20 protein-coding genes are annotated in these 22,983 nt (G+C 70.6%); 9 read left to right on the top strand and 11 right to left on the bottom strand.

Annotation, left to right across the window (positions count from 1 at the left end; genetic code table 11):
* The first annotated feature begins 33 nt into the window (after positions 1-33).
* A complete protein-coding gene (locus QRN49_RS12120; RefSeq protein ID WP_152427158.1) occupies positions 34-909 on the top strand; it encodes a hypothetical protein in 876 nt (291 codons plus the stop codon).
* Positions 910-1,009: 100 nt separating this feature from the next.
* Here QRN49_RS12120 and QRN49_RS12125 read toward each other — a convergent pair whose 3' ends face one another.
* Together QRN49_RS12125 and QRN49_RS12130 are read right to left on the bottom strand one after the other, a co-directional pair.
* A complete protein-coding gene (locus QRN49_RS12125; RefSeq protein ID WP_111022822.1) occupies positions 1,010-1,978 on the bottom strand; it encodes a beta-ketoacyl-ACP synthase III in 969 nt (322 codons plus the stop codon).
* Between the two features lie 67 nt (positions 1,979-2,045).
* A complete protein-coding gene (locus QRN49_RS12130) occupies positions 2,046-2,453 on the bottom strand; it encodes a ChaB family protein (protein ID WP_209082551.1) in 408 nt (135 codons plus the stop codon).
* 116 nt (positions 2,454-2,569) lie between these two features.
* Between QRN49_RS12130 and QRN49_RS12135 the strand changes: the two genes are divergently transcribed.
* Positions 2,570-3,541 (top strand): aldo/keto reductase, encoded by a 972-nt coding sequence (locus QRN49_RS12135; RefSeq protein WP_138803252.1) that lies wholly within the window; start codon positions 2,570-2,572, stop codon positions 3,539-3,541.
* 196 nt (positions 3,542-3,737) lie between these two features.
* On the opposite strand, the gene QRN49_RS12140 is transcribed toward QRN49_RS12135, so the two are convergent.
* Both QRN49_RS12140 and zapE read right to left on the bottom strand, forming a co-directional pair.
* The gene (locus QRN49_RS12140) at positions 3,738-5,012 is read right to left on the bottom strand and encodes an ammonium transporter (protein ID WP_110859596.1); all 1,275 of its coding nucleotides are present in this window, start codon (positions 5,010-5,012) and stop codon (positions 3,738-3,740) included.
* A 210-nt stretch (positions 5,013-5,222) separates the two neighbouring features.
* The gene (gene zapE / locus QRN49_RS12145) at positions 5,223-6,245 is read right to left on the bottom strand and encodes a cell division protein ZapE (protein ID WP_110863843.1); all 1,023 of its coding nucleotides are present in this window, start codon (positions 6,243-6,245) and stop codon (positions 5,223-5,225) included.
* Between the two features lie 171 nt (positions 6,246-6,416).
* Here zapE and QRN49_RS12150 point away from each other — a divergent pair, with 171 nt between their 5' ends.
* From QRN49_RS12150 to QRN49_RS12160, 3 genes are all read left to right on the top strand, one after another.
* Positions 6,417-7,328: a sulfurtransferase gene (locus tag QRN49_RS12150; protein ID WP_194622038.1), complete on the top strand. Its 912-nt coding sequence runs from the start codon at positions 6,417-6,419 to the stop codon at positions 7,326-7,328.
* Positions 7,325-7,783, top strand: a complete 459-nt coding sequence (locus tag QRN49_RS12155; protein WP_111090872.1) for a SufE family protein — start codon at positions 7,325-7,327, stop codon at positions 7,781-7,783. Before QRN49_RS12150 ends, QRN49_RS12155 begins: the two co-directional genes overlap by 4 nt.
* 137 nt (positions 7,784-7,920) lie before the next feature.
* Complete coding sequence (locus QRN49_RS12160) at positions 7,921-8,124, top strand: hypothetical protein (RefSeq protein WP_284756094.1); 204 nt, start codon at positions 7,921-7,923, stop codon at positions 8,122-8,124.
* A gap of 91 nt (positions 8,125-8,215) precedes the next feature.
* On the opposite strand, the gene QRN49_RS12165 is transcribed toward QRN49_RS12160, so the two are convergent.
* On the bottom strand, positions 8,216-9,439 hold the full coding sequence (locus tag QRN49_RS12165; RefSeq protein WP_284756096.1) for an alpha/beta fold hydrolase: 1,224 nt from the start codon (positions 9,437-9,439) through the stop codon (positions 8,216-8,218).
* 23 nt (positions 9,440-9,462) lie between these two features.
* Between QRN49_RS12165 and QRN49_RS12170 the strand changes: the two genes are divergently transcribed.
* The 4 genes from QRN49_RS12170 (at position 9,463) to QRN49_RS12185 (ending at position 14,865) form a co-directional block, all read left to right on the top strand.
* On the top strand, positions 9,463-10,044 hold the full coding sequence (locus tag QRN49_RS12170; protein ID WP_017886108.1) for a DUF3000 domain-containing protein: 582 nt from the start codon (positions 9,463-9,465) through the stop codon (positions 10,042-10,044).
* Positions 10,041-11,378, top strand: coding sequence for an HRDC domain-containing protein (locus QRN49_RS12175; RefSeq protein WP_284756099.1), 1,338 nt, complete (start codon positions 10,041-10,043; stop codon positions 11,376-11,378). Before QRN49_RS12170 ends, QRN49_RS12175 begins: the two co-directional genes overlap by 4 nt.
* A 128-nt stretch (positions 11,379-11,506) precedes the next feature.
* The gene (locus tag QRN49_RS12180; protein WP_027465475.1) at positions 11,507-12,724 is read left to right on the top strand and encodes a thiolase family protein; all 1,218 of its coding nucleotides are present in this window, start codon (positions 11,507-11,509) and stop codon (positions 12,722-12,724) included.
* 2 nt (positions 12,725-12,726) lie between these two features.
* Positions 12,727-14,865 carry a 3-hydroxyacyl-CoA dehydrogenase NAD-binding domain-containing protein gene (locus QRN49_RS12185; RefSeq protein WP_284756103.1) on the top strand — a complete coding sequence of 713 codons (2,139 nt, stop codon included), beginning with the start codon at positions 12,727-12,729 and terminating at the stop codon, positions 14,863-14,865.
* 131 nt (positions 14,866-14,996) lie between these two features.
* Here the strand turns inward: QRN49_RS12185 and QRN49_RS12190 are convergent, their stop codons facing one another.
* The 6 genes from QRN49_RS12190 to dut form a co-directional block, all read right to left on the bottom strand.
* Positions 14,997-15,731 (bottom strand): hypothetical protein, encoded by a 735-nt coding sequence (locus QRN49_RS12190; RefSeq protein ID WP_284756105.1) that lies wholly within the window; start codon positions 15,729-15,731, stop codon positions 14,997-14,999.
* 166 nt (positions 15,732-15,897) lie between these two features.
* Entirely contained in the window at positions 15,898-17,835 is a 1,938-nt protein-coding gene (gene dxs / locus QRN49_RS12195) for a 1-deoxy-D-xylulose-5-phosphate synthase (protein WP_259476294.1), read from the bottom strand.
* Between the two features lie 109 nt (positions 17,836-17,944).
* Positions 17,945-20,761 carry an aconitate hydratase AcnA gene (acnA, locus tag QRN49_RS12200; RefSeq protein ID WP_194654413.1) on the bottom strand — a complete coding sequence of 939 codons (2,817 nt, stop codon included), beginning with the start codon at positions 20,759-20,761 and terminating at the stop codon, positions 17,945-17,947.
* A gap of 128 nt (positions 20,762-20,889) precedes the next feature.
* A complete protein-coding gene (locus QRN49_RS12205; RefSeq protein ID WP_259492456.1) occupies positions 20,890-21,594 on the bottom strand; it encodes a DUF3159 domain-containing protein in 705 nt (234 codons plus the stop codon).
* A gap of 131 nt (positions 21,595-21,725) precedes the next feature.
* Positions 21,726-22,448 carry a DUF3710 domain-containing protein gene (locus QRN49_RS12210; RefSeq protein WP_228513662.1) on the bottom strand — a complete coding sequence of 241 codons (723 nt, stop codon included), beginning with the start codon at positions 22,446-22,448 and terminating at the stop codon, positions 21,726-21,728.
* Positions 22,445-22,936, bottom strand: coding sequence for a dUTP diphosphatase (gene dut, locus QRN49_RS12215; protein ID WP_284756111.1), 492 nt, complete (start codon positions 22,934-22,936; stop codon positions 22,445-22,447). The genes QRN49_RS12210 and dut overlap by 4 nt, the downstream gene beginning before the upstream one ends.
* Positions 22,937-22,983 lie beyond the last annotated feature (47 nt).

Here is a 22,983-nt window from a genome sequence, read left to right on the forward strand (position 1 = left end):
GAGCCTCCCACATGCCCGGCGTACGGTGAGCGCATGGCCCGCTCCCCGAAGGACCAGGCGATCGTGCCCCTGCCGAACGCCCAGGTCTCCCCCACGTCAGACGACTCCAGAACCCCGCAACCACAGCAGCCGGCCGGATGGGTCAAGTTGCTCGACCGTGCCATCAGCGTGCAGCGGCCGGCGGTCGTGGCGCACGTCAAGGCGATCCGCCGCCGCAAGCCCGATGCCACGCCCGCCGAGGTCATCCAGATCCTCGAGCGGCAGTACCTCACTGCCGTGACGACCGGTGGTGCCGCAGTCGGTGCGAGCGCTGTGATCCCGGGTGTCGGGATGGTGGCCGCGCTCGGACTGAGCGGTGCAGAGACGATCGGGTTCCTCGAGACCACGGCGCTGTTCGCCCAGTCGGTGACCGAGGTGCACGGGATCGCGCTGGACGACCCGGAGCGTGCCCGCACCCTGGTGATGGCGATGATCCTCGGCGCCCCGGGGACGCAGCTGATCAAGCAACTCGGTGGTCAGATCGCCGGTGGCCAGGTCCGGACCGCGTTCTGGGGCGAGATGGTGACCTCGTCACTCCCGAAGCAGATGGTGAACGGCATCGGCGGACAGGTCCGAGACCAGTTCATCAAGCGCTTCGCCATCCGGCAGGGCGGGTCGGTGCTCGGTCGGGCGCTGCCGTTCGGTATCGGTGCAGCCGTCGGTGGCCTCGGCAACCACGCGCTCGGTCGCAAGGTGATCCAGGCGTCGCGGACGGGTTTCGGTATGCCGCCGGCGCAGTTCCCGATCGTGCTGACCGTGACCCCCGCGGCGGAGAAGACCCGCCGCGCCCTGCCGTGGAAGCGCGGCGCGGGCAAGGACCAGGACCTCTGGACCGAGCCGGGCAACGACGACCACGGCACGAAGCGATGAACCCCTGCGCGAAGCGCTGAACCAGCGTCCGAAGCGCTGACGCAGAACGGCCCGGGCACGCTGCCCGGGCCGTTCGTGTGTCTGTGTCGAACCCCGTGTCCTAGAAGGACCGCACCGGCGTCGTCACGACCTGCCCGGCGTGGGCGAACCCGCCACCGAACCCGAACAGCAGGGCCGGCACCCCCTCCGGAAGGTCGCCACGCTCCCACGCCTTCGACAGGCCGAGCGGCACACTGGCGGCCGAGGTGTTCCCGGACTCGACGACGTCACGGATGACGAACTTCGACTCCCCACCGAGCGCGGTGACGAGCGGCTCGATGATCCGCAGGTTCGCCTGGTGGAACGCGAACACCTCGATGTCGTCCATCGTGAGTCCGGCGGCCTCGACGACCTTGCGGGCGTGCCCCTCGGCCTCGGTGATGGCCCACCGGTAGATCGAGCGACCTTCCTGGTTGAAGCGCCCCGGCGACCCTTCGACACGCACGGCGTCGAGCAGGTGCGGCACGCTCCCCCACGACACCGGGCCGATCTCGGGCGTCTCGGCGACTCCGAGCACGGCGGCACCGGCCCCGTCACCGACGAGCACGCACGTCGACCGGTCGGTCCAGTCGGCGATCCCGGACAGCACCTCGGACCCGATGACGAGCGCGACGTCGGCCGAACCGGTGCGGATGGACTGGTCGGCGAGCCCGAGCGCGTACTCGAACCCGCTGCACGCGGTGTTGATGTCGATCGGCGCCGGACCGTTCGTCATGCCGAGTGCGGCGGCGACCCGACCTGCCGTGTACGGCGCGCGGTCCTGGTGGGTGGTGGAGGCGACGATGACGAGTCCGACGGCCGAGGGTGACACCCCGGCGTCGGCGAGGGCACGGCGTCCGGCCTCGATCGCCATCGACGTCACGGTGTCGTCGGGCCCGGCGATCCGACGCGTCTGGATCCCGGTGCGGGTGCGGATCCACTCGTCGTTCGTGTCGACCATCGTCGACAGCTCGTCGTTGGTCAGGACACGTTCGGGCTGGTGGTGCCCGAACCCGAGGATCCGGCTGCCGCGGAGTGCTGGGATGTTCATCGTCGGCACGTTACCCCCTCACCCCGCCGCCGCATGCCGAGCGGGGCATGCACGGCACGCGCGACGGTCACTTCCGCGCGGCAGCGGTCGCGCGGTCGTTCGCCTTGCCGATCGCCTCGACCAGCTCGTCCTTCGTCATCTTCGAGCGGCCGCTGACGTCGAGCCGCTTCGCGACGTCCATGAGGTGCGCCTTCGAGGCGTTCGCGTCGACACCGCCCTCGGTCTTCCCGGATGAGCCCGAGCCAGCACCACGCGAACCGACGGCACCGGAGTCGGACGGCCCGGAGGACTCCTTCTCCTCCCAGTGGTCGCCGACCTTCTCGTACTCGTGCTTCACGGCGGCGAACGCCGTGCGGTGCGCCCGCTCACCCGGGCCGTACGTCTCGTTCGCCGAGTCCAGTGTCTTCTCGAAGATCTCCTGCGCGTGCTCCGGGGACCGCTGCAGGGTGCTCGGGATCTCGTCCTTGGCTGGCATGGCTGCTCCTCTCGAGTGGTCCACCCTGACTACTCCGACCAGCACAACGAGCACCAAGCACCAACCGGTACTCCCAGGGCCTGGCGCCCCCAGCGCGTCACGAGTAGACCCGTCTCATGGACTACACACACCTCGGTCGCACCGGTCTGTCCGTCTCCCGCGCCGTGCTCGGCACGATGAACTTCGGTCCGGAGACCAGCGAGGACGACTCGCACGCGATCATGGACCGGGCCCACGAGCTCGGCGTCAACTTCTTCGACACCGCCAACGGCTACGGCGGCTCGGTGGGCAAGGGTGCCACCGAGGAGATCATCGGACGGTGGTTCGCCAAGGGTGGCGGTCGCCGCGAGAAGACGGTCCTCGCCACGAAGGTCTACGGCGAGATGACCGACTGGCCGAACGGCGGCAAGCTCAGCGCCCTGAACATCCGGCAGTCGCTCGACGCGAGCCTGCAGCGGCTGCAGACCGACCACATCGACCTGTACCAGTTCCACCACGTCGACCGTGCGACGCCGTGGGACGAGATCTGGCAGGCGATCGACGTCGCCGTGCAGCAGGGCAAGGTCCTGTACGTCGGCTCGTCGAACTTCGCCGGCTGGCACATCGCCCAGGCGCAGGAGGCCGCGAAGCGCCGGAACACCTTCGGCCTGGTCAGCGAGCAGTCGATCTACAACCTCGTGGTCCGCGACGTCGAGCGCGAGGTCCTGCCGGCCGCCCGCGCGTACGGCCTCGGCGTGATCCCCTGGTCGCCGCTGCAGGGCGGTCTGCTCGGCGGCGTCATCGAGAAGACCGAGAACGGCTCCCGCCGTCTGTCCGGCCGCAGCGCCGAGTACGTCGACGCGCACCGCGACCAGCTGCAGTCGTACGAGTCGTTCGCGAAGGAGCTCGGCCACACGCCCGGCGAGCTGGCCCTCGCCTGGCTGCTGCACCAGCCCGGCGTCACGGCGCCGATCACCGGCCCCCGCACGATGGAGCAGTGGGAGTCCGCGGTCCGCGCCGTCGGCATCCGCCTCGACCAGCGTGCGCTGGATCGTCTCGACGAGATCTTCCCGGGGCACGAGACCTCGCCGGAGGACTACGCCTGGTGACGGAACCGGCGGAACCGGCGGAACCACCGGAACCAACGGATCGCTGACGCGACCATCTGCCTGGAGGCGCGGTGCGGGCCGGACCCGCACCGCGCCTCCCGGCGGTGGTCACGTCGAGAACGCGACCAACGCAACGACGACGGGCCCCGCGCTGCTGTGTGCGCGGGGCCCGTCGTCGTGCGGTGGTGGAGCGTGTCTAGCGGACGCTGACCGGGCTGTCGTCGGTCTGCTCGTAGAGGACGTAGCCCTCTTCGCCGTGGACCGCGGTGTCGATGCCGGCGACCTCGTCCTCGGTCTTGACGCGGAAGCCCATCGTCTTCTCGATGGCGAACCCGATGACCAGGGCGAGCACGAACGAGTAGACGCCGACGGCGAGGGCCGCTGCGGCCTGCTTGCCGAGCTGCTCGAACGAGCCCGAGTAGATCAGGCCGGTGTCGTTGGCGAAGAAGCCGAGGAACAGCGTGCCGAAGATGCCGCCGACCAGGTGGACGCCGACCACGTCGAGCGAGTCGTCGAAGCCGAGACGGTACTTCCAGTCGATGGCGAAGCAGCAGACGATGCCGGCGAGGAAGCCGAGCAGGATGCCCCAGCCCGGGGTCAGCGCGGCACAGGCCGGGGTGATCGCGACGAGGCCGGTGACGGCACCCGATGCGGCTCCGACAGAGGTCGCCTTGCCGTCCTTGAGCTTCTCGATGAGCAGCCAGCCGAGGATGGCGGCGGCCGGGGCGGCGAGGGTGTTCACCCAGGCGATCGCGGCGATGCCGTCAGCAGCACCCTCGGAGCCGGCGTTGAAGCCGAACCAGCCGAACCACAGGATGGCGGCACCGAGCAGGACGAAGGGCGGGTTGTGCGGCTTGTGCGCGCCCTTGGCGAAGCCGACGCGCTTGCCGAGCACGATCGCCAGGGCGAGACCCGCTGCACCGGCGTTGATGTGCACCGCGGTGCCACCGGCGAAGTCGATGACGCCCCACGTGGCGGCCCAGCCCGAGGTCAGGTTGAAGACCCACGAGGCGACCGGGAAGTAGACGACCGTGACCCAGACGCCGGCGAAGACCATCCACGCGCCGAACTTGGCGCGGTCGGCGATGGCGCCGGAGATGAGCGCGACGGTGATGATCGCGAACGTCGCCTGGAACCCGACGAAGGCCATCGACGGGTACGCCGCCTGGATGTTCGAGGACTGCGCTTCCTCGAAGGCCTGGCCGAGGCCGATCTGGTTCCAGTCGATGCTGAAGAACCCGACCACACCGGAGACCGCCGTGCCGTCGCCGTGGTTGGCGAAGGCGATCGCGTAGCCGTAGACCACCCAGAGCACGCTCACGAGCGCGATCGCACCGAACGACATCATCATCATGGAGATGACGGACTTGGCCTTCACCAAGCCGCCGTAGAAGAAGGCCAGGCCGGGTGTCATGAACAACACCAGCGCAGCCATCACCAACACGAACGTCGTGTTGCCCTGATCAAGCATCTGCTCACCTCTCGATTGCACGAGCGGCTCTTGGACCGCCTCGGGTGTCACAGAGTCTGGCGAGGCGAGGTTTCACGAGGGAGCACGAACTGTTTCGCGGATGTAACGCGACCGCGCCGTTTGTAAACGTCGTGTTTCCAGCGGCCCGATGTCCCCTGCGCGAGGGGCAGGAGACCGCCGTGGACAGATCGGTCTGACGGCGAGCGACGCTCAGGCGCGGGTGAGCGCCACCACGCGGGAGGCCGCGCGCAGGTACTTCTTGCGGTACCCGCCCTCGAGCATCACGTCGGGGTACACCTGGTCGAGCGGGGTGCCCGACGCGACGATGCGCACCTGCGCGTCGTACAGCCGGTCCACCAGGGCGACCCAGCGCAGCGCGTCGGTCTGGTCGGTGAACGCCCGGACGTCGGTGAGCCCGACGGCGTCGAGGTCCTCGACCAGCGCGACGTACTTCGACGGGTGCACGGAACCCAGGTGCGCCACCACCGCGCCGAAGTCGTCGAGCGTCACGGTGCCCGACGGCAGCGCGGCTGGCACGTCGGAGACCACCTGCGCCGACTCGTCCACGGCACGTCGGCGGTAGTCGAGGCCGTCGATGCGCATGGTGTCGAACCGGTCCGACATCGCCTGGATCTCGCGCAGGAAGTCCTGCGCGGCGAAGCGTCCCTCGCCCAGGGCTCCCGGGGGCGTGTTCGACGTCGCGGCGAAGCGGGTGCCGGTCTCGGTCAGTTCCTTGATGAGCCGGGTCATCACCATCGTGTCGCCCGGGTCGTCGAGCTCGAACTCGTCGATGCACACCAGTGCCGTGCCGCGGAGCAGGTCGACCGTGCCCTGGAACCCCAGGGCGCCCACGAGCGCGGTGTACTCGATGAACGTGCCGAACGTCTTCCGGCCGGTGGCCGCGTGGTAGGCGGCTGCGAGCAGGTGGGTCTTGCCGACACCGAAGCCGCCGTCCAGGTACACACCGGACTTCGCCGCGGGTTCCGCCGCCTGCTTCCGACGCCCGAACAGCCCGCGCCGTGGGGCCTCGGTGGGACCGGCGGCCACGAACGCGGCGACGGCATCGCGGACCGAGGCCTGCGAGTCGTAGTCCGGGTCCGGCCGGTACGAGTCGAACGACGCGTCCGTGAACTGCGGCGGGGGCACGAGCGCCGCAGCCATCTGCTGCGGCGTCACCTGGGGATCACGGTCGACGAGGTGAGCGGGCAATCGGGGAACCCTTCCGGGAAGCATGTCGTGGGGTGTCACGTTGCGTCAGGAGCACGGTACGTCCGCGTACCGTTGCCCACAGGCACCGACGCCCGATCCTAGTCCGGCGCCGGCAGCACGCACCCGGGCACCAAGCCCGCCCCGCACCAGGCTCGCCCCGCACCACGCTCCCCCGCACCCCTGGAGGTACCCCCGATGACCGCACCGGTCGACCCGTCCGAGAAGTTCGCCGCCTACGCGCACCCGGAGCGCCTCGTCTCCACCGAGTGGCTGCAGGAGCAACTCGACGCCGGGGCCGGCGCGCCCGACCTGGTGGTCGTCGAGTCCGACGAGGACGTCCTGCTCTACGAGACGGGCCACATCCCGGGCGCCGTGAAGATCGACTGGCACACCGACCTCAACGACCCGGTGCAGCGCGACTACATCGACGGCGCCGCCTTCGCCGAGCTCCTCGGCGGCAAGGGCATCGGCCGCGACACCACGGTCGTGATCTACGGCGACAAGAACAACTGGTGGGCGGCGTACGCCCTCTGGGTGTTCACCCTGTTCGGCCACGAGGACGTCCGCCTGCTCGACGGCGGTCGCGGCAAGTGGATCGCCGAGGACCGCGCCCTGACCACCGACGAGACCCCCGTCACGCCCGTCGACTACCCCGTCGTCGAGCGCCACGACGAGCCCGTCCGCGCCTTCAAGGACGACGTCCTCGCGCACCTCGGCAAGCCGCTCATCGACGTCCGCAGCGCCCCGGAGTACAGCGGGGAGCGCACGACCGCGCCCGACTACCCGGAAGAGGGCGCGCTGCGCGGCGGCCACGTCCCCACCGCCGTGAACATCCCCTGGGCGACGGCCGCCGCCCCCGACGGCACCTTCAAGTCACGCGACGAGCTCGACGCCGTCTACCGCGACGGCGCCGGCATCGGTGACGCCGACGAGGTCATCGCCTACTGCCGCATCGGTGAGCGCTCGAGCCACACCTGGTTCGTCCTGCAGCACCTGCTCGGCTACGACAACGTCCGCAACTACGACGGCTCGTGGACTGAGTGGGGCAGCGCCGTCCGCGTCCCCATCGTGCAGGGATCCGAGCCGGGTACTGTTCCGAACCGATGAACGACAGCACCGACGCACCACTCCCCGCCACCCTCGCCGAGATCCGCGACGACTTCCTCGCCCTGGGCCAGAAGGACCGCCTGCAGCTCCTGCTCGAGTTCTCGAACGAGCTGCCCGCACTGCCCGAACGCCTGCAGGGGCACGAGGACGAGCTCGAACGCGTCGAGGAGTGCCAGTCCCCCGTCTTCATCACCGTCACGGTGGGCGAGGACGGCGACGCCCCGGACGTGGTCCGGATGCACGCCACCGCCCCGCGCGAGGCACCGACCACCCGCGGCTTCGCCTCGATCCTGGCACAGGGACTGTCCGGCCTGACCGTCGAGCAGGTGCTCGCCGTCCCGACGGACTACCCGCTGACCATCGGCCTGTCCGAGGCAGTCAGCCCACTGCGGATCCGCGGCATGGTGGGCATGCTCGGCCGCGTGCAGCGTCAGGTGCAGGCGGCGGTCGCGTAGACGCGACCCACTGACGGACGGGAGGCGCGGTGCCCGCTGGCACCGCGCCTCCTGTCCGTCGATGCATCCGCTTTCCGGCATCGCAGTCGCTGGCCGTGCCAGGCTGGGTCGTCAGCACCATGAGGGGGGAACCGACGATGGCGACGAACCACAGGAACGATCCGGCCCGCTCCTCCGTCCACCCCCGGAACACGCTCGACTTCATCGGCGTCGACTTCCGGCTCGATCTGCGCTTCACCGACGGTCCCGACGTCCAGCTCGAATCTGCCTGCACCGTCACCGACCCGTCCGGACGCAGCGTGGTCGTCGCCCCCGAGCGCAATGACTCCCTGCTCCCGTGACGGACGTTGCCGCACCACTCGCTTGGTGAGCAGAAATGGTCGCAAGCGCGACGGTGACTCGACCATTTCTGCTCACGAAGCGACGGAACGGCTACCGCGCGCTGGCCGCCCCGCGCCGCTGGACCACCTCGGTCAGCCACGCGAGGATCCGGGCGTCGAACCAGTCGGCGTCGTGGTTCCAGAGCTTGGTGTGCCGGGCCGTGGTCTGGATCTCGAGCCGCACCAGGTCGGGCCGTGCGCGGGCCAGGTCGTGCGAGGCCGAGGACGGCACGAAGCCGTCGTCGTCGCTGTGCAGCAGCAGGATCGGCACCGTGAGCTCGTCGGAGCGCGTGACCATGTCGAGCTCGCGCAGGTCCACAGGAGCCCGGAGCCCGGCGAGCCGGTGCAGCACCGGCGTCCGGAGCAGGCGCTGCGCGACCTTGCGGACCGGACGCGGCAGGCGCAGGAGCTGGCTCTGCGACTTCAGCACCGCGTGCCAGTCGACCACCGGGGACTCGAGCACCACCCCGTCGACCAGGCCAGCGAAGCGCGAGCGGAGCAGGGTCTGCAGCACGACCGCGCCGCCCATCGACCAGCCCATGAGCACGACGCTCTGGGCGTCCTGCGCGGTGAGCCAGCGGAGGACGGAATCGACGTCCTCCCACTCGGTGCTGCCGAGGCCGTAGCGGCCGTCGACGCTCGGCGGGGCGACGCCGTCGTTCCGCCACGAGGCGAGGACCACCGAGTAGCCGGCGGCGCGGAAGACCGGGACGGCGCGGATCGTCTCGGCGCGCGTGACGCCACGGCCGTGCACCAGGACGGCCCACGGCGCGTTCGGGTCGTCGGCGCGGACGACCCAGGCGGGGGCGGGCCCGTTCGGGGTGGGGATGTCGACGTCCTCGACGGGCACGTCGAGCTCGCCGGGGGTCAGGTAGAACCAGCCGCCCCAGCGACCGCGACGTGCGGCGGTCGGGTCGCCGGCGTCGATCGCGATGATGCGGCGCGTGACGGTGGTGTCGGTCGTGCCGAGGACCTCGCCGACCCGCATGTGGCCGGTGCCGCCGCCGAACCAGAGCGAGTAGCGGCCCTGCAGCTCGGTGTCGGCGGTGCGCTCGATCGTGACGGTCTTCCGGACTGGGTCGACGGCGTGGATCGGGACGCGTTCGTTGCGCTTGCGGTCGGGGGTGACGACGGCGCGGGCGACGGCGGCGACGAAGCCACCGATGACGGCCGTCCCCACCGCGGCAGCTGCCAGACCGGCGCCGAGTGCGATGAACCCGGCCGATCGAGCGGTCTCCTGGACGACGTCCTCGGCGGGTCGCGCGGATCGGGACATGGCCCGGAGCCTAGTCTGCATGTGTGTCCGAAACCCGAGAGCCCGACGCCTTCGCGCGGCTCCGCGCGTTCGTGTCCGGCGGCAGCGGCCGTGCCGAGACCACCGTCACCGAGATCCCCTCGCCGACCCGGATCGCACCGTTCTCGATCGCCCTGGCGGCGGACGTGTCCGGCACCGCGCACGGCGTCGAGTCGGACCTGGGCACCGGCCGGTTCATCGCCCTGTACGACCCGGAAGAACCCGAGGGCTGGGGCGGTGCGTTCCGTGTCGTCTCGTTCGCCCAGGCGCCGCTCGAGCCGGAGATCGGCGTCGACGAGTTCGTCGCCGACGTCACCTGGAGCTGGCTCGTCGACGCGCTCGAGTCGCACGGTGCGACGTACGACCACGCCTCGGGCACGGCCACCAAGATCATCTCGCGCGGGTACGGTGACCTCGCCGCACAGGGCGACGGCGCCCAGTTGGAACTCCGCGCGTCGTGGACACCACGCGGCGACGACCTCACCGCACACGTCCGGGCCTGGCAGGACATCGTCGCCATGCTCGCCGGTCTGCCGCCCGCATCGGACGGCGTGACCCTGCTGGCCCCGAGGAGGCTCGCCAAGTGACCGACCCCGCTCCCCAGGACGCCGCTGGATCGACCGGCCCGGCTGCGCCCGCAGCCACGGCTGCCGGTTCGACTGCTCCGGCCGCCGCCGTCGGCCCGACTGCTGCCGCCGCCGGCCCCGCCTTCGAGGCATCGCACGACGCCGTCAAGGTCATCGACACCCGCGAGGACTACCTCGAGGCGGTCGCCGCCATCGCCGCCGGCCGCGGCCCCGTCGCAGTCGACGCCGAGCGCGCCAGCGGGTACCGCTACTCGCAGCGCGCGTACCTGATCCAAGTGTTCCGCCGCGGTGCCGGAGCGTTCCTGTTCGACCCGATCCCGATCGGTGACTTCTCGGAGCTGCAGGCCGCCATCGTCGACGAGGAGTGGCTGTTCCACGCCGCCTCGCAGGACCTGCCGTGCCTGCAGGAGGTCGGCCTCGTCCCGACGCGCATCTTCGACACCGAGCTCGGTGCCCGCATCGCGGGGTTCCCCCGCGTCGGCCTCGGCGCCGTCGTCGAGCAGCTGCTCGGCATCACCCTGGCCAAGGCGCACTCGGCCGCCGACTGGTCGACCCGTCCCCTGCCGCAGTCGTGGCTCGTCTACGCGTCGCTCGACGTCGAGCTGCTGCCCGACCTCCGCGACGCCCTCGCCGAGAAGCTCGACGAGGCGGGCAAGACCCGGATCGCGCAGGAGGAGTTCGACGCGGTCCTGCACCGTGCGCCGAAGCCCGCCCGTGCCGAGCCCTGGCGTCGGCTGTCCGGCATGCACGCGCTCCGTGGTGCGCGAGCACTGGCGATCGCGCGGTCGCTCTGGCTCGCCCGCGACGAGTACGCCCGCCAGGCGGACATCGCCCCCGGGCGCACCATCCCCGACGCCGCCATCGTGGCCGCCGCGGCCGCGGCACCCGAGTCCCGCGCCGAACTCGGTGCGCTGAAGACGTTCACGGGCCGCGCCAGCCGTTCCGAGCTCGACCGCTGGTGGGCCGCCGTCGAGGAAGGCCGCACCACCGAGGACCTCCCCCGTCTGCGCGGTGCCGGCGAGGCGACGCTGCCCCCGCCCCGCGCCTGGGCGGACCGCAACCCGGCCGCCGACCGCCGGTACAAGGCCGCGCGCGCCGCGGTGACGAAGCGTGCCGAGGAACTCGACATCCCGCTCGAGAACCTGCTCACGCCGGAGACACTCCGGCTCGTGTCGTGGGCCCCGCCGTCGCCCGTGTCGACCGAGCTGGTCGGCGCCGCCCTCGCCGAGCACGACGCCCGCCCGTGGCAGGTCGAGGAACTCGCGTCGATCATCGCGTCGGCCTTTGTCGCTGCTGCACAGCGGCCCGCGGCGACGGACGACGACGAGTCGTAGGAACTGCCCAACCGGCATGCGGCCGCCCAGGCTGGGGGCATAGCGTCGGGAGGGTCGCCGGGCGAGGCCCGGCCAGGCCGGAGCGACCTGCGTTCCGGCCCGATCGATGAGGATCTGGGAGGCCCGGATTGCCAAAGGCATCAGACGTCGTGTTCGTGGACGGCGTTCGCACACCGTTCGGACGAGCCGGCGAGAAGGGGGTGTTCTGGAAGACCCGGTCCGACGACCTCGCGGTGCACGCGATGCGCGGACTGCTCGACCGGAACGCCTTCGACACCGCAGCAGTGGACGACGTCGCCGTCGCGGCCACCACGCAGCAGGGTGACCAGGGGCTGACGCTCGGCCGCACCGTGGGCATGCTCGCTGGTCTGCCGAAGTCGGTTCCCGGCTACGCGATCGACCGCATGTGTGCCGGTGCCATGACGAGCGTCACGACGCTCGCCGGCGCCATCGCCTTCGGCGCCGCCGACATCGCGATCGCCGGTGGTGTCGAGCACATGGGTCGGCACCCGATGGGCTTCAACGCCGACCCCAACCCGCGCTTCGTCGCGGAGCGCATGGTCTCGAGCGACGCCCTCGTCATGGGCGCGACCGCCGAGCGCCTGCACGACCGCTTCCCCGCGATCACGAAGGACCGCACGGACGCCTACGCCGTCCAGTCCCAGCAGCGCTACGCCGCCGCCTGGGCGAACGGCAAGCTCCAGCCGGACGTCATCCCGGTCGAGGTCAACAAGGGCGACGGCTGGGACGTCGTCAGCACCGACGAGCCGCCGCGGCCGGGGACCACCCTGGAGGCGCTGGCCGCGTTGAAGACGCCGTTCCGGCCCCACGGACGGGTCACCGCCGGCAACGCCGCCGGTCTCAACGACGGTGCGACCATGAGCCTGCTCGCGTCCGAGGACGGTGCGAAGCAGCACGGACTGTCGACGAAGATGCGCATGGTCTCGTTCGCCTTCGCCGGCGTCGAGCCCGAGGTCATGGGCGTCGGCCCGGTCCCCGCGACCGACAAGGCCCTGTCGAAGGCCGGCCTGTCGATCGACGACATCGGCCTGTTCGAGATCAACGAGGCGTTCGCCGTCCAGGTGCTCGCGTTCCTCGACAACTACGGCATCGCCCAGGACTCCCCGAACGTGAACGCCTGGGGCGGCGCGATCGCCGTCGGCCACCCGCTCGCGTCGAGTGGTGTCCGGCTGATGAACCAGCTCGCCGCACAGTTCGCCGAGCGACCGGACGTCAAGTACGGCATCACCACGATGTGCATCGGGCTCGGCCAGGGCGGCACCGTCATCTGGGAGAACCCGAACCACAGCAAGTCGGCCGAGCGTTCGGCTCGGAAGGGGGCGTGACCATGACCATCGTCGACAACGACCGACTGGCCGAACTCAGCGAGGACGAGGTCGTCACGCACTCGTTCGTCAAGCACGTCACGATGCCCTCGGGTGGCACGCTGGCACTCATCACGCTCGACAACGGCAAGGACTACAAGCGGCCGAACACCCTCGGGCCCCGCACGCTCCGTGAGCTGTCCGGCGTGCTCGACACCCTGAAGACCGAGGCCGCCGCCGGCACGATCCAGGGCGTCGCGATCACCGGCAAGGAGTACTGCTTCGCCGCCGGGGCCGACCTGTCCCAGGCAGCCGCGGTCCCGTCGCGTGAGGCCGCCCACGACCTGGCCGCACTCGGGCACGCCACGCTCAGGAAGTTCGCCGACCTCGGGGTGCCGTCGTTCGCGTTCGTGAACACCCTGGCGCTCGGCGGTGGGCTCGAGATCGCCCTGCACTGCACCTACCGGGCGTTCTCGTCCGCGGCGCAGGGCATCGGCCTGCCCGAGGTGTTCCTCGGCATCATCCCCGGCTGGGGCGGCGCGACGCTGCTCCCCCGTCTGATCGGCCCGGAGCGCGCGCTCCGCGTCATCGTCGAGAACCCGCTCAAGAACAACCGCCTGATGGACGGTCCGGCCGCGGTCGAGATCGGCATCGGTGACGTGCTCGTCCCGTCCGTCACGTTCCTGCCCTCGGCGGTGGCCTGGGCGGACGGCGTCATCACCGGAACCACCAAGGTTGTGCGGAAGAACGAGCCGGGCATGCTCGAGAAGGCCGCCTGGGGCACCGTCGTCAAGGTCGCCCGCGGGCAGGTCGCCTCGAAGATCGGCACCGTGCCGAAGTCGCCGTTCCGGGCGCTCGACCTCGTCGCCGCCGCCAAGTCGGGTTCGCTCGACGAGCGCTTCGCCGACGAGGACGAGGCCCTCGCCGACCTCATCTCGGGCGACCAGTTCGCCGCGTCGATGTACGCCTTCGACCTCGTGCAGAAGCGTGCGAAGAAGCCCGTCGGCGCTCCCGAGGGCATTGAAGCGAAGAAGATCACGAAGGTCGGTGTCCTCGGCGCCGGGCTGATGGCGTCGCAGTTCGCGCTGCTGTTCGCCCGACGCCTGGGCGTCCCCGTCGTCATCACCGACGTCGACCAGTCCCGTGTGGACGCCGGTGTCGAGCGGATCCGCGGCGAGGTCGCGAAGCTGCTCGACAAGGGCCGGATCTCTCCCGACGACGCGAACCGCATCACCGCACTCGTCAGCGGCTCGGTGTCCTACGACGCCTTCGCCGACGCCGACTGGGTGATCGAGGCCGTCTTCGAGGAGATGACCGTCAAGCAGGAGGTCCTCCGGAAGATCGAGCAGGTCATCGCACCGGACGCCATCCTCGCCACGAACACGTCGTCGCTCTCCGTCGACGAGATGGCGTCGGTCCTCACCAACCCGGAGCGGCTCGTCGGCTTCCACTTCTTCAACCCGGTCGCGGTCATGCCGCTGCTCGAAGTGGTGCGTGCCGCGAAGACCTCGGACGAGGCCCTCGTCACGGCCCTCGCCGTCGCGAAGACCCTGAAGAAGACCGCGATCATCACCGCGGACCAGCCGGGCTTCGTCGTCAACCGGGTGCTCGCTCGGGTGCTCGGCGAGGCGATGCGCGGCGTGGAAGAGGGCACCTCGTTCGACACCGTCGCCCAGGGTGCCGCGCCCCTCGGTCTGCCGATGTCACCGTTCGAGCTGCTCGAGCTCGTCGGGCTGCCGGTCGGCGCGCACGTGCTCGACTCGCACCACGCGGCCTGGCCGGAGCGCTTCTACCCCGGCGACGGCCTGAAGAAGATCGCCGAGCACGGGACGATCCTGACCCGCGACAAGAAGGGCAACGCGACCGGGTACGACCCCGCAGCCGTGAAGCTCGTCGCGCCGTCCAAGAAGGATGCGAAGCCCGTCGACGCCGCCGAGATGCAGCGCCGGTTCGAGGACGCCCTGGCCGACGAGCTGCACCGCATGCTCGAGGACCGGGTCGTCGAGCACGTCGAGGAGATCGACCTCGGGCTCATCCTCGGTGCGGGTTACCCGTTCCAGGCCGGTGGGATCAGCCCGTACCTCGACCGCTCCGGCGCGTCCGAGCGAGTCTTCGGCGGCACGTTCCACGAGCCCCGGATCGTCGGCCCCGCTTCCCGCTAGGGCCGACTCGGTCTCGAAGGCCGCACCGCCGCACAACCAGAGTCACCCCGAACCGCGGATCGCCGTGGTTCGGGGTGACTTTGGTTGTGCGGCGCCGAGGCGCGCCACCGTCTCCGACAGCAGCCCGGTTGTCAGCCGACCACGCAGTCGTTGCTGCCGCTGAAGCACGGTGGCACCGACGGCCGGGGCGCCGGCGGATCGGGCGGCTCGTTGTCGTACGACGTGAAGTAGGCACCGCTGTGCGTCACGACGAGCACGTAGTCCGCCCCGCTCGCCCGCACGGCATCGTCTCGTCGGTCGACGCCGAGTCCCGGCGCGGACTGCACGACGGACGATCCGTCCGGTTGCCACAGTCCGAGTGACTGGTCCCAACCCCGGACCCGGACGACGGCGAACCGGTCCTGGCCGACATCGCTGCCGAGTGCGATCGACTGACGCCCACCGATGTCGACCAAGGACGGTGTCGATCCGTCCGGCCGGATCGCCTGCGCCACGAGGTCCTCGTCGGTCAGGCCGCCCGCACGAAGCGCTGGGCCGACGATGCGCACCGCGTCGACCGGTGTGGTCGCACCGTCGATCGTGTAGACCGCTCCGGCGTCGAGCCGGCACGTGGTTCCTGCAGCGGGCTGGAAGAAGCCGGAGTTGCTCGCGTGCCCGCAGGAGTCGGTCCAGGTGGCATCGACCCGGCGGACCGCTTCCCCACCATCCCAGTCGATCACGCGGTGCATCGTCTGTCTGGCACCGACCCGGGCATCAGCACCGAGCTCCGGCGCGACCGAACCGCCGTTCATCGCCGAACACCCCGACGTCGTCGCCAACACGGCGAGGCAGAGCCCCACCGTCATCGTCCTGAGCCCCCGTCGCATGTGGCGATCCTGCCAGACGTCCCCGTGGCACATGCCCCTCGCGGCATGGCAGCACGGCGGCAAGGCGGCCTCCCACCGAACCAGGTTCCGGACACAGCACCGCGGAGGAACGTGGTGCCGTGTCCGGAACCTGGTTCCGAGCGGTCAGCCGGCCGCGGCCGAGCCGTCAGCGGTCGGACGCCGCCGACTCGCGGGAGCGCGCGGGCTTCGCCTGCGGCAGCTTCGTCCCGACGACCTGGTCGATGACGTCGCGGGCGATGGCCTGCGCCGTCAGCCCCGCGTCGGCGAGGATCTGCGACCGGGTCGCGTGGTCGATGAACGCGTCGGGCAGCCCGAGCTCGTTCACCCCGGTGTCGACCCCGGCAGCGCGCAGGTCCTGCCGCAGGCGGGTCCCGACGCCGCCGACCCGCACGCCGTCCTCGATGGTGATCACGAGTCGGTGCGTCCGCGACAGCTCGATCAGCGACGCCGGGATCGGCACCACCCAGCGCGGGTCAACGACGGTGACGCCGATGCCCTGCGCCTCGAGCAGCGCCGCGGCCTCGAGTGCCACCGGCACCATCGACCCGACGGCGACGAAGAGCACGTCCTCGACGTCGTCCGCGGCGGCGTGCAGGACGTCCACACCATCGGCGAGACGACGGACCGCGGGGATGTCCGGTCCGACCTGCCCCTTCGACCACCGCAGCACGGTGGGGGCGTCGTCGACGGCGATCGCCTCACGGAACTCCTCGCGCAGGGTCGCAGCATCGCGGGGCGCGGCGATCCGGATCCCCGGCACGACCTGCAGCAGCGCGAGGTCCCACATGCCGTGGTGCGAGGGGCCGTCCGGGCCGGTGATCCCGGCACGGTCGAGCACGAACGTCACGCCGGCCTTGTGCAGGGCGACGTCCATCAGCACCTGGTCGAACGCACGGTTCAGGAACGTCGCGTAGAGCGCCACGACCGGGTGGAGTCCCCCGTAGGCCAGGCCCGCGGCGGTCGTCACGGCGTGCTGCTCGGCGATGCCGACGTCGTAGACCCGGTCGGGGTGCTGCTCCTGGAACAGGTGCAGTCCGGTCGGCCGGAGCATCGCCGCCGTGATGGCGACGATCCGGGGATCCGAGGCGCCGGCATCGGCCAGGGAGGACGCGAACACCGAGGTCCACGACGGACCCGACGCGGCGTCGAGCGACTCCCCCGTCTCCGGGTCGATGTGCCCGACGGCGTGGAACTGGTCGGCCTGGTCGCGCAGCGCGGGCTCGAAGCCGTGGCCCTTCTCGGTGATCGCGTGCACGATCACGGGAGCGCCGTACTCCTTCGCCTGCCGGAGTGCTGCCTCCATCGCCTGCTGGTCGTGCCCGTTCACCGGGCCGATGTACTTGATGTCGAGGTTCGAGTACAGCGCCTCGTTGTTCGTCAGCCGCGACAGGAAGCCGTGCAGGCCCCCGCGCATCCCCCGGTACACCGCACGACCCGGAGCGCCGAACCGCGCCGCCACGGCCTGCGTGCCCTCGTACAGGGCCCGGTACTCGCGGCGGGTGCGCACGGAGCTCAGGAACCGTGCCATGCCACCGATCGTCGGCGCGTAGGAGCGGCCGTTGTCGTTGACGACGATGACCAGGCGCCGGTCGTTGTCGTCGGAGATGTTGTTGAGCGCCTCCCACGTCATCCCGCCGGTGAGGGCGCCGTCCCCCACCACCGCGACGACGGTGCGGTCGGTCTGCCCGGTCTGCCCGAACGCGCGGGAGATGCCGTCGGCCCACGACAGCGACGACGACGCGTGCGAGGACTCGACGATGTCGTGCTCGGACTCGCTCCGCTGCGGGTAGCCGGCGATGCCGCCGCGTTCGCGCAGCTTGGAGAAGTCCTGGCGCCCCGTGACGAGCTTGTGCACGTACGACTGGTGCCCGGTGTCGAAGACGAACGGGTCGTTGGGCGAGTCGAACACGCGGTGCATCGCGAGCGTCAGCTCCACGACGCCCAGGTTCGGCCCGAGGTGCCCACCGGTCTTCGCGACCTCGGCGACCAGGAAGCGCCGGATCTCGGCGGCGAGGTCGGTCATCTGCGCGTCGGAGAGACGCTTCAGGTCGCGCGGCGACGTGATGCTGGCGAGCAGGCTCACGGGCGCTCCTTTCGTGGGGCTGTCGGCCCACTCTATGCGCGTGGGGACAGAACGGACTGGAGGCGCGGTGCCAGCTGGCACCGCGCCTCCAGGCAGTATCCGGGTCGCGTCAGACGAGCGAGCGGAGCACGTACTGCAGGATGCCGCCGTTGCGGTAGTAGTCGGCCTCGCCGGGGGTGTCGATGCGGACCACCGCGTCGAACTCGATCGGCTGCTTGCCGGCCGGCGAGTGCTCGCTCGGTGTCGCGGTGACGTGCACCGTCTTCGGGGTGCGGCCCTCGTTCAGCTCGGTCAGCCCGGAGATCGAGACGACCTCGGTGCCGTCGAGTCCGAGGGTCTCGACCGTCTCGCCCGCCGGGAACTGCAGCGGGACGACGCCCATGCCGATGAGGTTCGAGCGGTGGATCCGCTCGAAGCTCTCGGTGATGACCGCACGGACACCGAGCAGGTTCGTGCCCTTGGCCGCCCAGTCGCGGGACGAGCCGGAGCCGTACTCCTTGCCGCCGAAGATGACGAGCGGGATGCCCTGCTCCTGGTAGTGCTGCGAGGCGTCGTAGATGAACGACTGCGCACCGTCCGGCGTCGTGAAGTCGCGGGTGTAGCCGCCCTCCACGCCGTCGAGCAGCTGGTTGCGCAGACGGATGTTCGCGAACGTGCCGCGGATCATGACCTCGTGGTTGCCGCGACGCGAGCCGTAGGAGTTGAAGTCCTTGCGGTCGACGCCGTGCTCGGCGAGGTACTGGCCGGCGGGGCTGTCGGCCTTGATCGAGCCGGCCGGCGAGATGTGGTCGGTCGTGACCGAGTCGCCGAGCTTCGCGAGCACCCGGGCGCCGGAGATGTCCGACACCGCGTCGGGCTGCATCGTCATGCCCTCGAAGTACGGGGGCTTCCGGACGTAGGTCGACTCCTGGTCCCACTCGAAGGTGTCGCCGGTCGGGGTCGGCAGGTTCTTCCAGCGGTCATCGCCCTCGAACACGGAGCCGTACTCGTGGGTGAACATCTCGGTGTCGATCGACTCGTCGATGACCTGCTGCACCTCGGCCGCGTCGGGCCAGATGTCGGTCAGGTAGACGTCGTTGCCGTCCTGGTCGGTGCCGAGGGCGTCCTTGTCGAAGTCGAAGTGCATCGACCCGGCGAGGGCGTAGGCGATGACCAGCGGCGGGGACGCCAGGTAGTTCATCTTGACGTCGGGGTTGATCCGGCCCTCGAAGTTGCGGTTGCCCGAGAGCACCGCGGTGACGGCGAGGTCGTTGTCCTGCACGGCCTGCGAGATCTCCTCGGGCAGCGGGCCCGAGTTGCCGATGCAGGTGGTGCAGCCGTAGCCGACCGTGTAGAAGCCGAGCTGCTCGAGGTAGGTGGTGAGACCGGCCTTCTCGTAGTAGTCGGTGACGACCTTCGAGCCGGGCGCGAGGGTGGTCTTCACCCAGGGCTTCGCGGTGAGGCCCTTCTTCGCGGCGTTCCGGGCGAGGATACCCGCGGCCATCATGACCGACGGGTTCGACGTGTTCGTGCACGAGGTGATCGCAGCGATCGCGACGGCACCGTGGTCGATCGTGAACGGGTCGGCCCCGTCCATCGCGACCTTCGTCGGCGCCGAGGCGGTCGACGGTGCGCTCGACACGTGCACGTGCTCGTGCAGCGCCGTGTCCTCGTTGGTGGAACCGGCGGCGATCGGGTCGGAGGCCGGGAACGTCTCCTCGACCGCGTCGTCGAGGTCGGTCTGCTCGGACGGCGTCGTGTAGTTGTTCAGGTCGAGCTCGAACTGGCTCTTCGCGTTCGTCAGCTCGATGCGGTCCTGCGGACGCTTCGGGCCCGAGATGGAGGGCACGACCGTGGAGAGGTCGAGCTCCATGTACTCGGAGTAGTTCGGCTCGACCGAGGCGTCGTGCCACAGGCCCTGGGCCTTGGAGTACGCCTCGACCAGCGCGATCTGTGCCTCGTCGCGACCGGTCAGCCGCAGGTAGTCCAGCGTGACGTCGTCGACCGGGAAGATCGCCGCCGTCGAACCGAACTCGGGCGACATGTTGCCGATGGTGGCGCGGTTGGCGAGCGGGACGGCGCCGACGCCCTCGCCGTAGAACTCGACGAACTTGCCGACGACGCCGTGCTTGCGGAGCTCCTGCGTGATGGTGAGCACCACGTCGGTCGCGGTCACGCCGGCCGGGATCTCACCGGAGAGCTTGAAGCCGACGACCTTCGGGATGAGCATCGACACGGGCTGGCCGAGCATCGCGGCCTCGGCCTCGATGCCGCCGACGCCCCAGCCGAGCACGCCGAGGCCGTTCACCATCGTGGTGTGCGAGTCGGTGCCGACCAGGGTGTCCGGGTAGGCGTAGGTCTCGCCGTCGAAGTCACGCGTGTAGGTGACCTTCGCCAGGTACTCGATGTTCACCTGGTGGACGATGCCGGTGCCCGGCGGGACGACTTTGAAGTCCTCGAACGCGGTCTGGCCCCAGCGGAGGAACTGGTAGCGCTCACCGTTCCGCTCGTACTCCAGGTCCGTGTTGCGCTGCAGGGCGTCCGTGCTGCCGAACAGGTCGGCGATGACGGAGTGGTCGATGACCATCTCGGCCGGGGACAGCGGGTTGATCTTGTTCGGGTCGCCGCCGATGTCCGCCATGGCCTCGCGCATGGTGGCGAGGTCGACGATGCACGGCACACCCGTGAAGTCCTGCATGACGACGCGTGCCGGCGAGAACTGGATCTCGGTGTCGGGCTCCGCGTCGGGACGCCAGGAGCCGAGCGCCCGGATCTGTCCCTCGGTGACGTTCTTGCCGTCCTCGGTGCGGAGGAGGTTCTCGAGCAGCACCTTCAGGCTGTAGGGCAACTTCTCGTGCCCGGGAACCGAGTCGATCCGGTGGATCGCGTAGTCGACACCCCCAACCGACAGTGTGTCCTTCGAGCCGAAGCTATTGACTGCAGCCACCGTGCCGCCTCCCTACTGATCGGTTTGCCCTCATCCTCGCGGGCCGTGGACCGTCCCACCAGCAAGGCAAACCTAATCCCGAGGACGCGTGCGCGCCCTGCGAGAACTATCTTGATGTCGAGAGAACTCTACACCGGGGTGACGTCGTCGCGTCGGACGAACACGGTGCGGACCAGCAGCCAGGTCACCCAGAGCACCGCCGCGTACAGCGGCACGCCGAGGATGAGCTTCAGCCCGGCGAGCAGTTCGACCTGCGCCGTCAGGTACAGCGGGACCTCCACCGCGAGCCGGACCGCGAACAGCCCGACCCAGATCCAGGTGGCGACCGTCAGCACGCGGCGCTTGACCGGGTCGGCGCGCCAGTCGACGTGCGAGCCGTCCTCGTTCGCGGGCAGCAGGAACCCGACGACGAGCCCGATGAGCGGCCAGCGGATCGCCAGCGTGATCAGGAGTCCGACGAGCCAGACCGCGTTGATGACGATCCCGGGGATGAAGTTGCTCTCCGCTCGGCCGGTGATGAGCGCCAGGCCGGCCGAGACCGCGACGCCGAGGATGCCCGCGAACGACATCGTCACCGACTGCCGCTGCAGCAGCCGGAGCACCACGAACACCAGGCCGACCGCCACCGGGATCACGACGCTCGGCACGAGCTCCTTCGTGATCGCGTAGACGACCAGGAACGCGAACCCGGGCAGCACCGACTCGGCGAGCCCACGCACCCCGCCGACCGCGCCGAGGAGCGCCCGGCCGGACGGTGCCTCACCGGGTGCCACGCGGGCGATCCCGGCGTTCTGCACGGCGTCACGGAACTGCGCGGAGAACGACGGCGCCACCGAGGGCTCAACCGCCGGCGCCACCGATGACTCAGCCGCCGGTGCAGCGGGGTCGGAGCCAGCCGTCTCGGGTCGTGGGGTGTCGTCGTGGTCCGGCACCGTGCCTCCAGGCGGGGTTGGTCGTCAGTCGGTCAGATCGCGGTCTGCGTCGACTTGGGCATGTGCAGCGGGATGAGGTCGCGCGGCGGCATCGGCGTCGTGCCGCGCACGACGACGACGCTGCGGAACAGCTCCTCGATCTCGCTCGCGTCCTCGGGCTGCTCGGCGGCCTTGCCGGCGATCACGCCGCGCAGGAACCAGCGCGGGCCGTCGACGCCGACGAAGCGGGCCGGGCGGGAGCCGGCGGTGCCGCCGTCGCCGTCCACGGCGACCGGGACCGACGCGCGGAGTTCGGGGCCGAACGGGCCGTCGACCTCGGTCACGACACCGCCCTGGCGCTCGATCTGCTCGGCGATCTGCGCGCGGATCTCGTGCCACAGGCCGGTGGACCGGGGCGCCGCGAACGGCTGGACCTGCAGCGTGGACTCGTCGTAGTCGAGCCCGACCGCGACGACGCGCTGCGAGCCCTCCTCGACCTCGAGGCGCAGGTGCAGGCCCTCGCGCGGGAGCACCTTCACCCCGCCCAGGTCGACGTAGGGGCGGACCAGGTTCGCCTCGGTCTCGTCGTGGGGGCCGTTCTCGGCCCGGTCCTCCGGAGCGGACTTGTCCGTCGGGGCGACCGCGTCGACCTCGTCGAGGTCCGCGTCGGCATCCGTCGCGATGTCGACCTCGGGGGACGTGTCCGCGACCTCGATGTCGTCGGCGACGGCGTCCGCCACCTCGACCTCGTCCCGCTTGCGTCGGCCGAACTTCATGCGCGCGTTCCTTCCTGAGCGTCTGCGGCGGCACCGGTCACGGCGTCGCTCCGGTCACCGTAGCCCGACGAGCCGAACCCGCCCTGTCCGCGGACGCTGTCCGGCAGCTCGTCGACCCGGGTGTAGGTCACCTGCGGCACCGGCATCACGATCAGCTGGGCGATGCGGTCGCCGACGTGTACCTCGTACGGTTCCGTCTGGTCGGTGTTGAGCAGGGCGACCTTGATCTCCCCGCGGTAGCCGGAGTCGACGGTGCCGGGGCTGTTCACGATCGTGATGCCGTGCTTCGCCGCCAGGCCGCTCCGTGGGACCACGAACGCGGCGTACCCGTCGGGCAGCGCGATGCGCAGGCCCGTGGCGGCCAGGTGTCGCTCCCCCGGCTGCAGCACGAAGGCCTCGGTGGAGACGAGATCGGCACCCGCGTCGCCGGGGTGGGCGTGGCCGGGAGCGTGCTCCCCGGTCCAGAGGACGTCGACTGGTTCGGTCACGTGACGAGGGTAGTGCAGCCGTGACCGTTCCGTGACCTCGCTCGCTC

The organism is Curtobacterium sp. ME-Dv--P-122a (assembly GCF_030209645.1).
Classification (GTDB): domain Bacteria; phylum Actinomycetota; class Actinomycetes; order Actinomycetales; family Microbacteriaceae; genus Curtobacterium; species Curtobacterium flaccumfaciens.

Excerpts from the sequence above, each read along its gene's own strand:
- QRN49_RS12120 (WP_152427158.1), top strand. The coding sequence starts at position 34 with ATGGCCCGCTCCCCGAAGGACCAGGCGATCGTGCCCCTGCCGAACGCC.
- QRN49_RS12125 (WP_111022822.1), bottom strand. The coding sequence starts at position 1,978 with ATGAACATCCCAGCACTCCGCGGCAGCCGGATCCTCGGGTTCGGGCAC.
- QRN49_RS12130 (WP_209082551.1), bottom strand. The coding sequence starts at position 2,453 with ATGCCAGCCAAGGACGAGATCCCGAGCACCCTGCAGCGGTCCCCGGAG.
- QRN49_RS12135 (WP_138803252.1), top strand. The coding sequence starts at position 2,570 with ATGGACTACACACACCTCGGTCGCACCGGTCTGTCCGTCTCCCGCGCC.
- QRN49_RS12140 (WP_110859596.1), bottom strand. The coding sequence starts at position 5,012 with ATGCTTGATCAGGGCAACACGACGTTCGTGTTGGTGATGGCTGCGCTG.
- zapE (WP_110863843.1), bottom strand. The coding sequence starts at position 6,245 with ATGCTTCCCGGAAGGGTTCCCCGATTGCCCGCTCACCTCGTCGACCGT.
- QRN49_RS12150 (WP_194622038.1), top strand. The coding sequence starts at position 6,417 with ATGACCGCACCGGTCGACCCGTCCGAGAAGTTCGCCGCCTACGCGCAC.
- QRN49_RS12155 (WP_111090872.1), top strand. The coding sequence starts at position 7,325 with ATGAACGACAGCACCGACGCACCACTCCCCGCCACCCTCGCCGAGATC.
- QRN49_RS12160 (WP_284756094.1), top strand. The coding sequence starts at position 7,921 with ATGGCGACGAACCACAGGAACGATCCGGCCCGCTCCTCCGTCCACCCC.
- QRN49_RS12165 (WP_284756096.1), bottom strand. The coding sequence starts at position 9,439 with ATGTCCCGATCCGCGCGACCCGCCGAGGACGTCGTCCAGGAGACCGCT.
- QRN49_RS12185 (WP_284756103.1), top strand. The coding sequence starts at position 12,727 with ATGACCATCGTCGACAACGACCGACTGGCCGAACTCAGCGAGGACGAG.
- QRN49_RS12190 (WP_284756105.1), bottom strand. The coding sequence starts at position 15,731 with ATGCGACGGGGGCTCAGGACGATGACGGTGGGGCTCTGCCTCGCCGTG.
- QRN49_RS12210 (WP_228513662.1), bottom strand. The coding sequence starts at position 22,448 with ATGAAGTTCGGCCGACGCAAGCGGGACGAGGTCGAGGTGGCGGACGCC.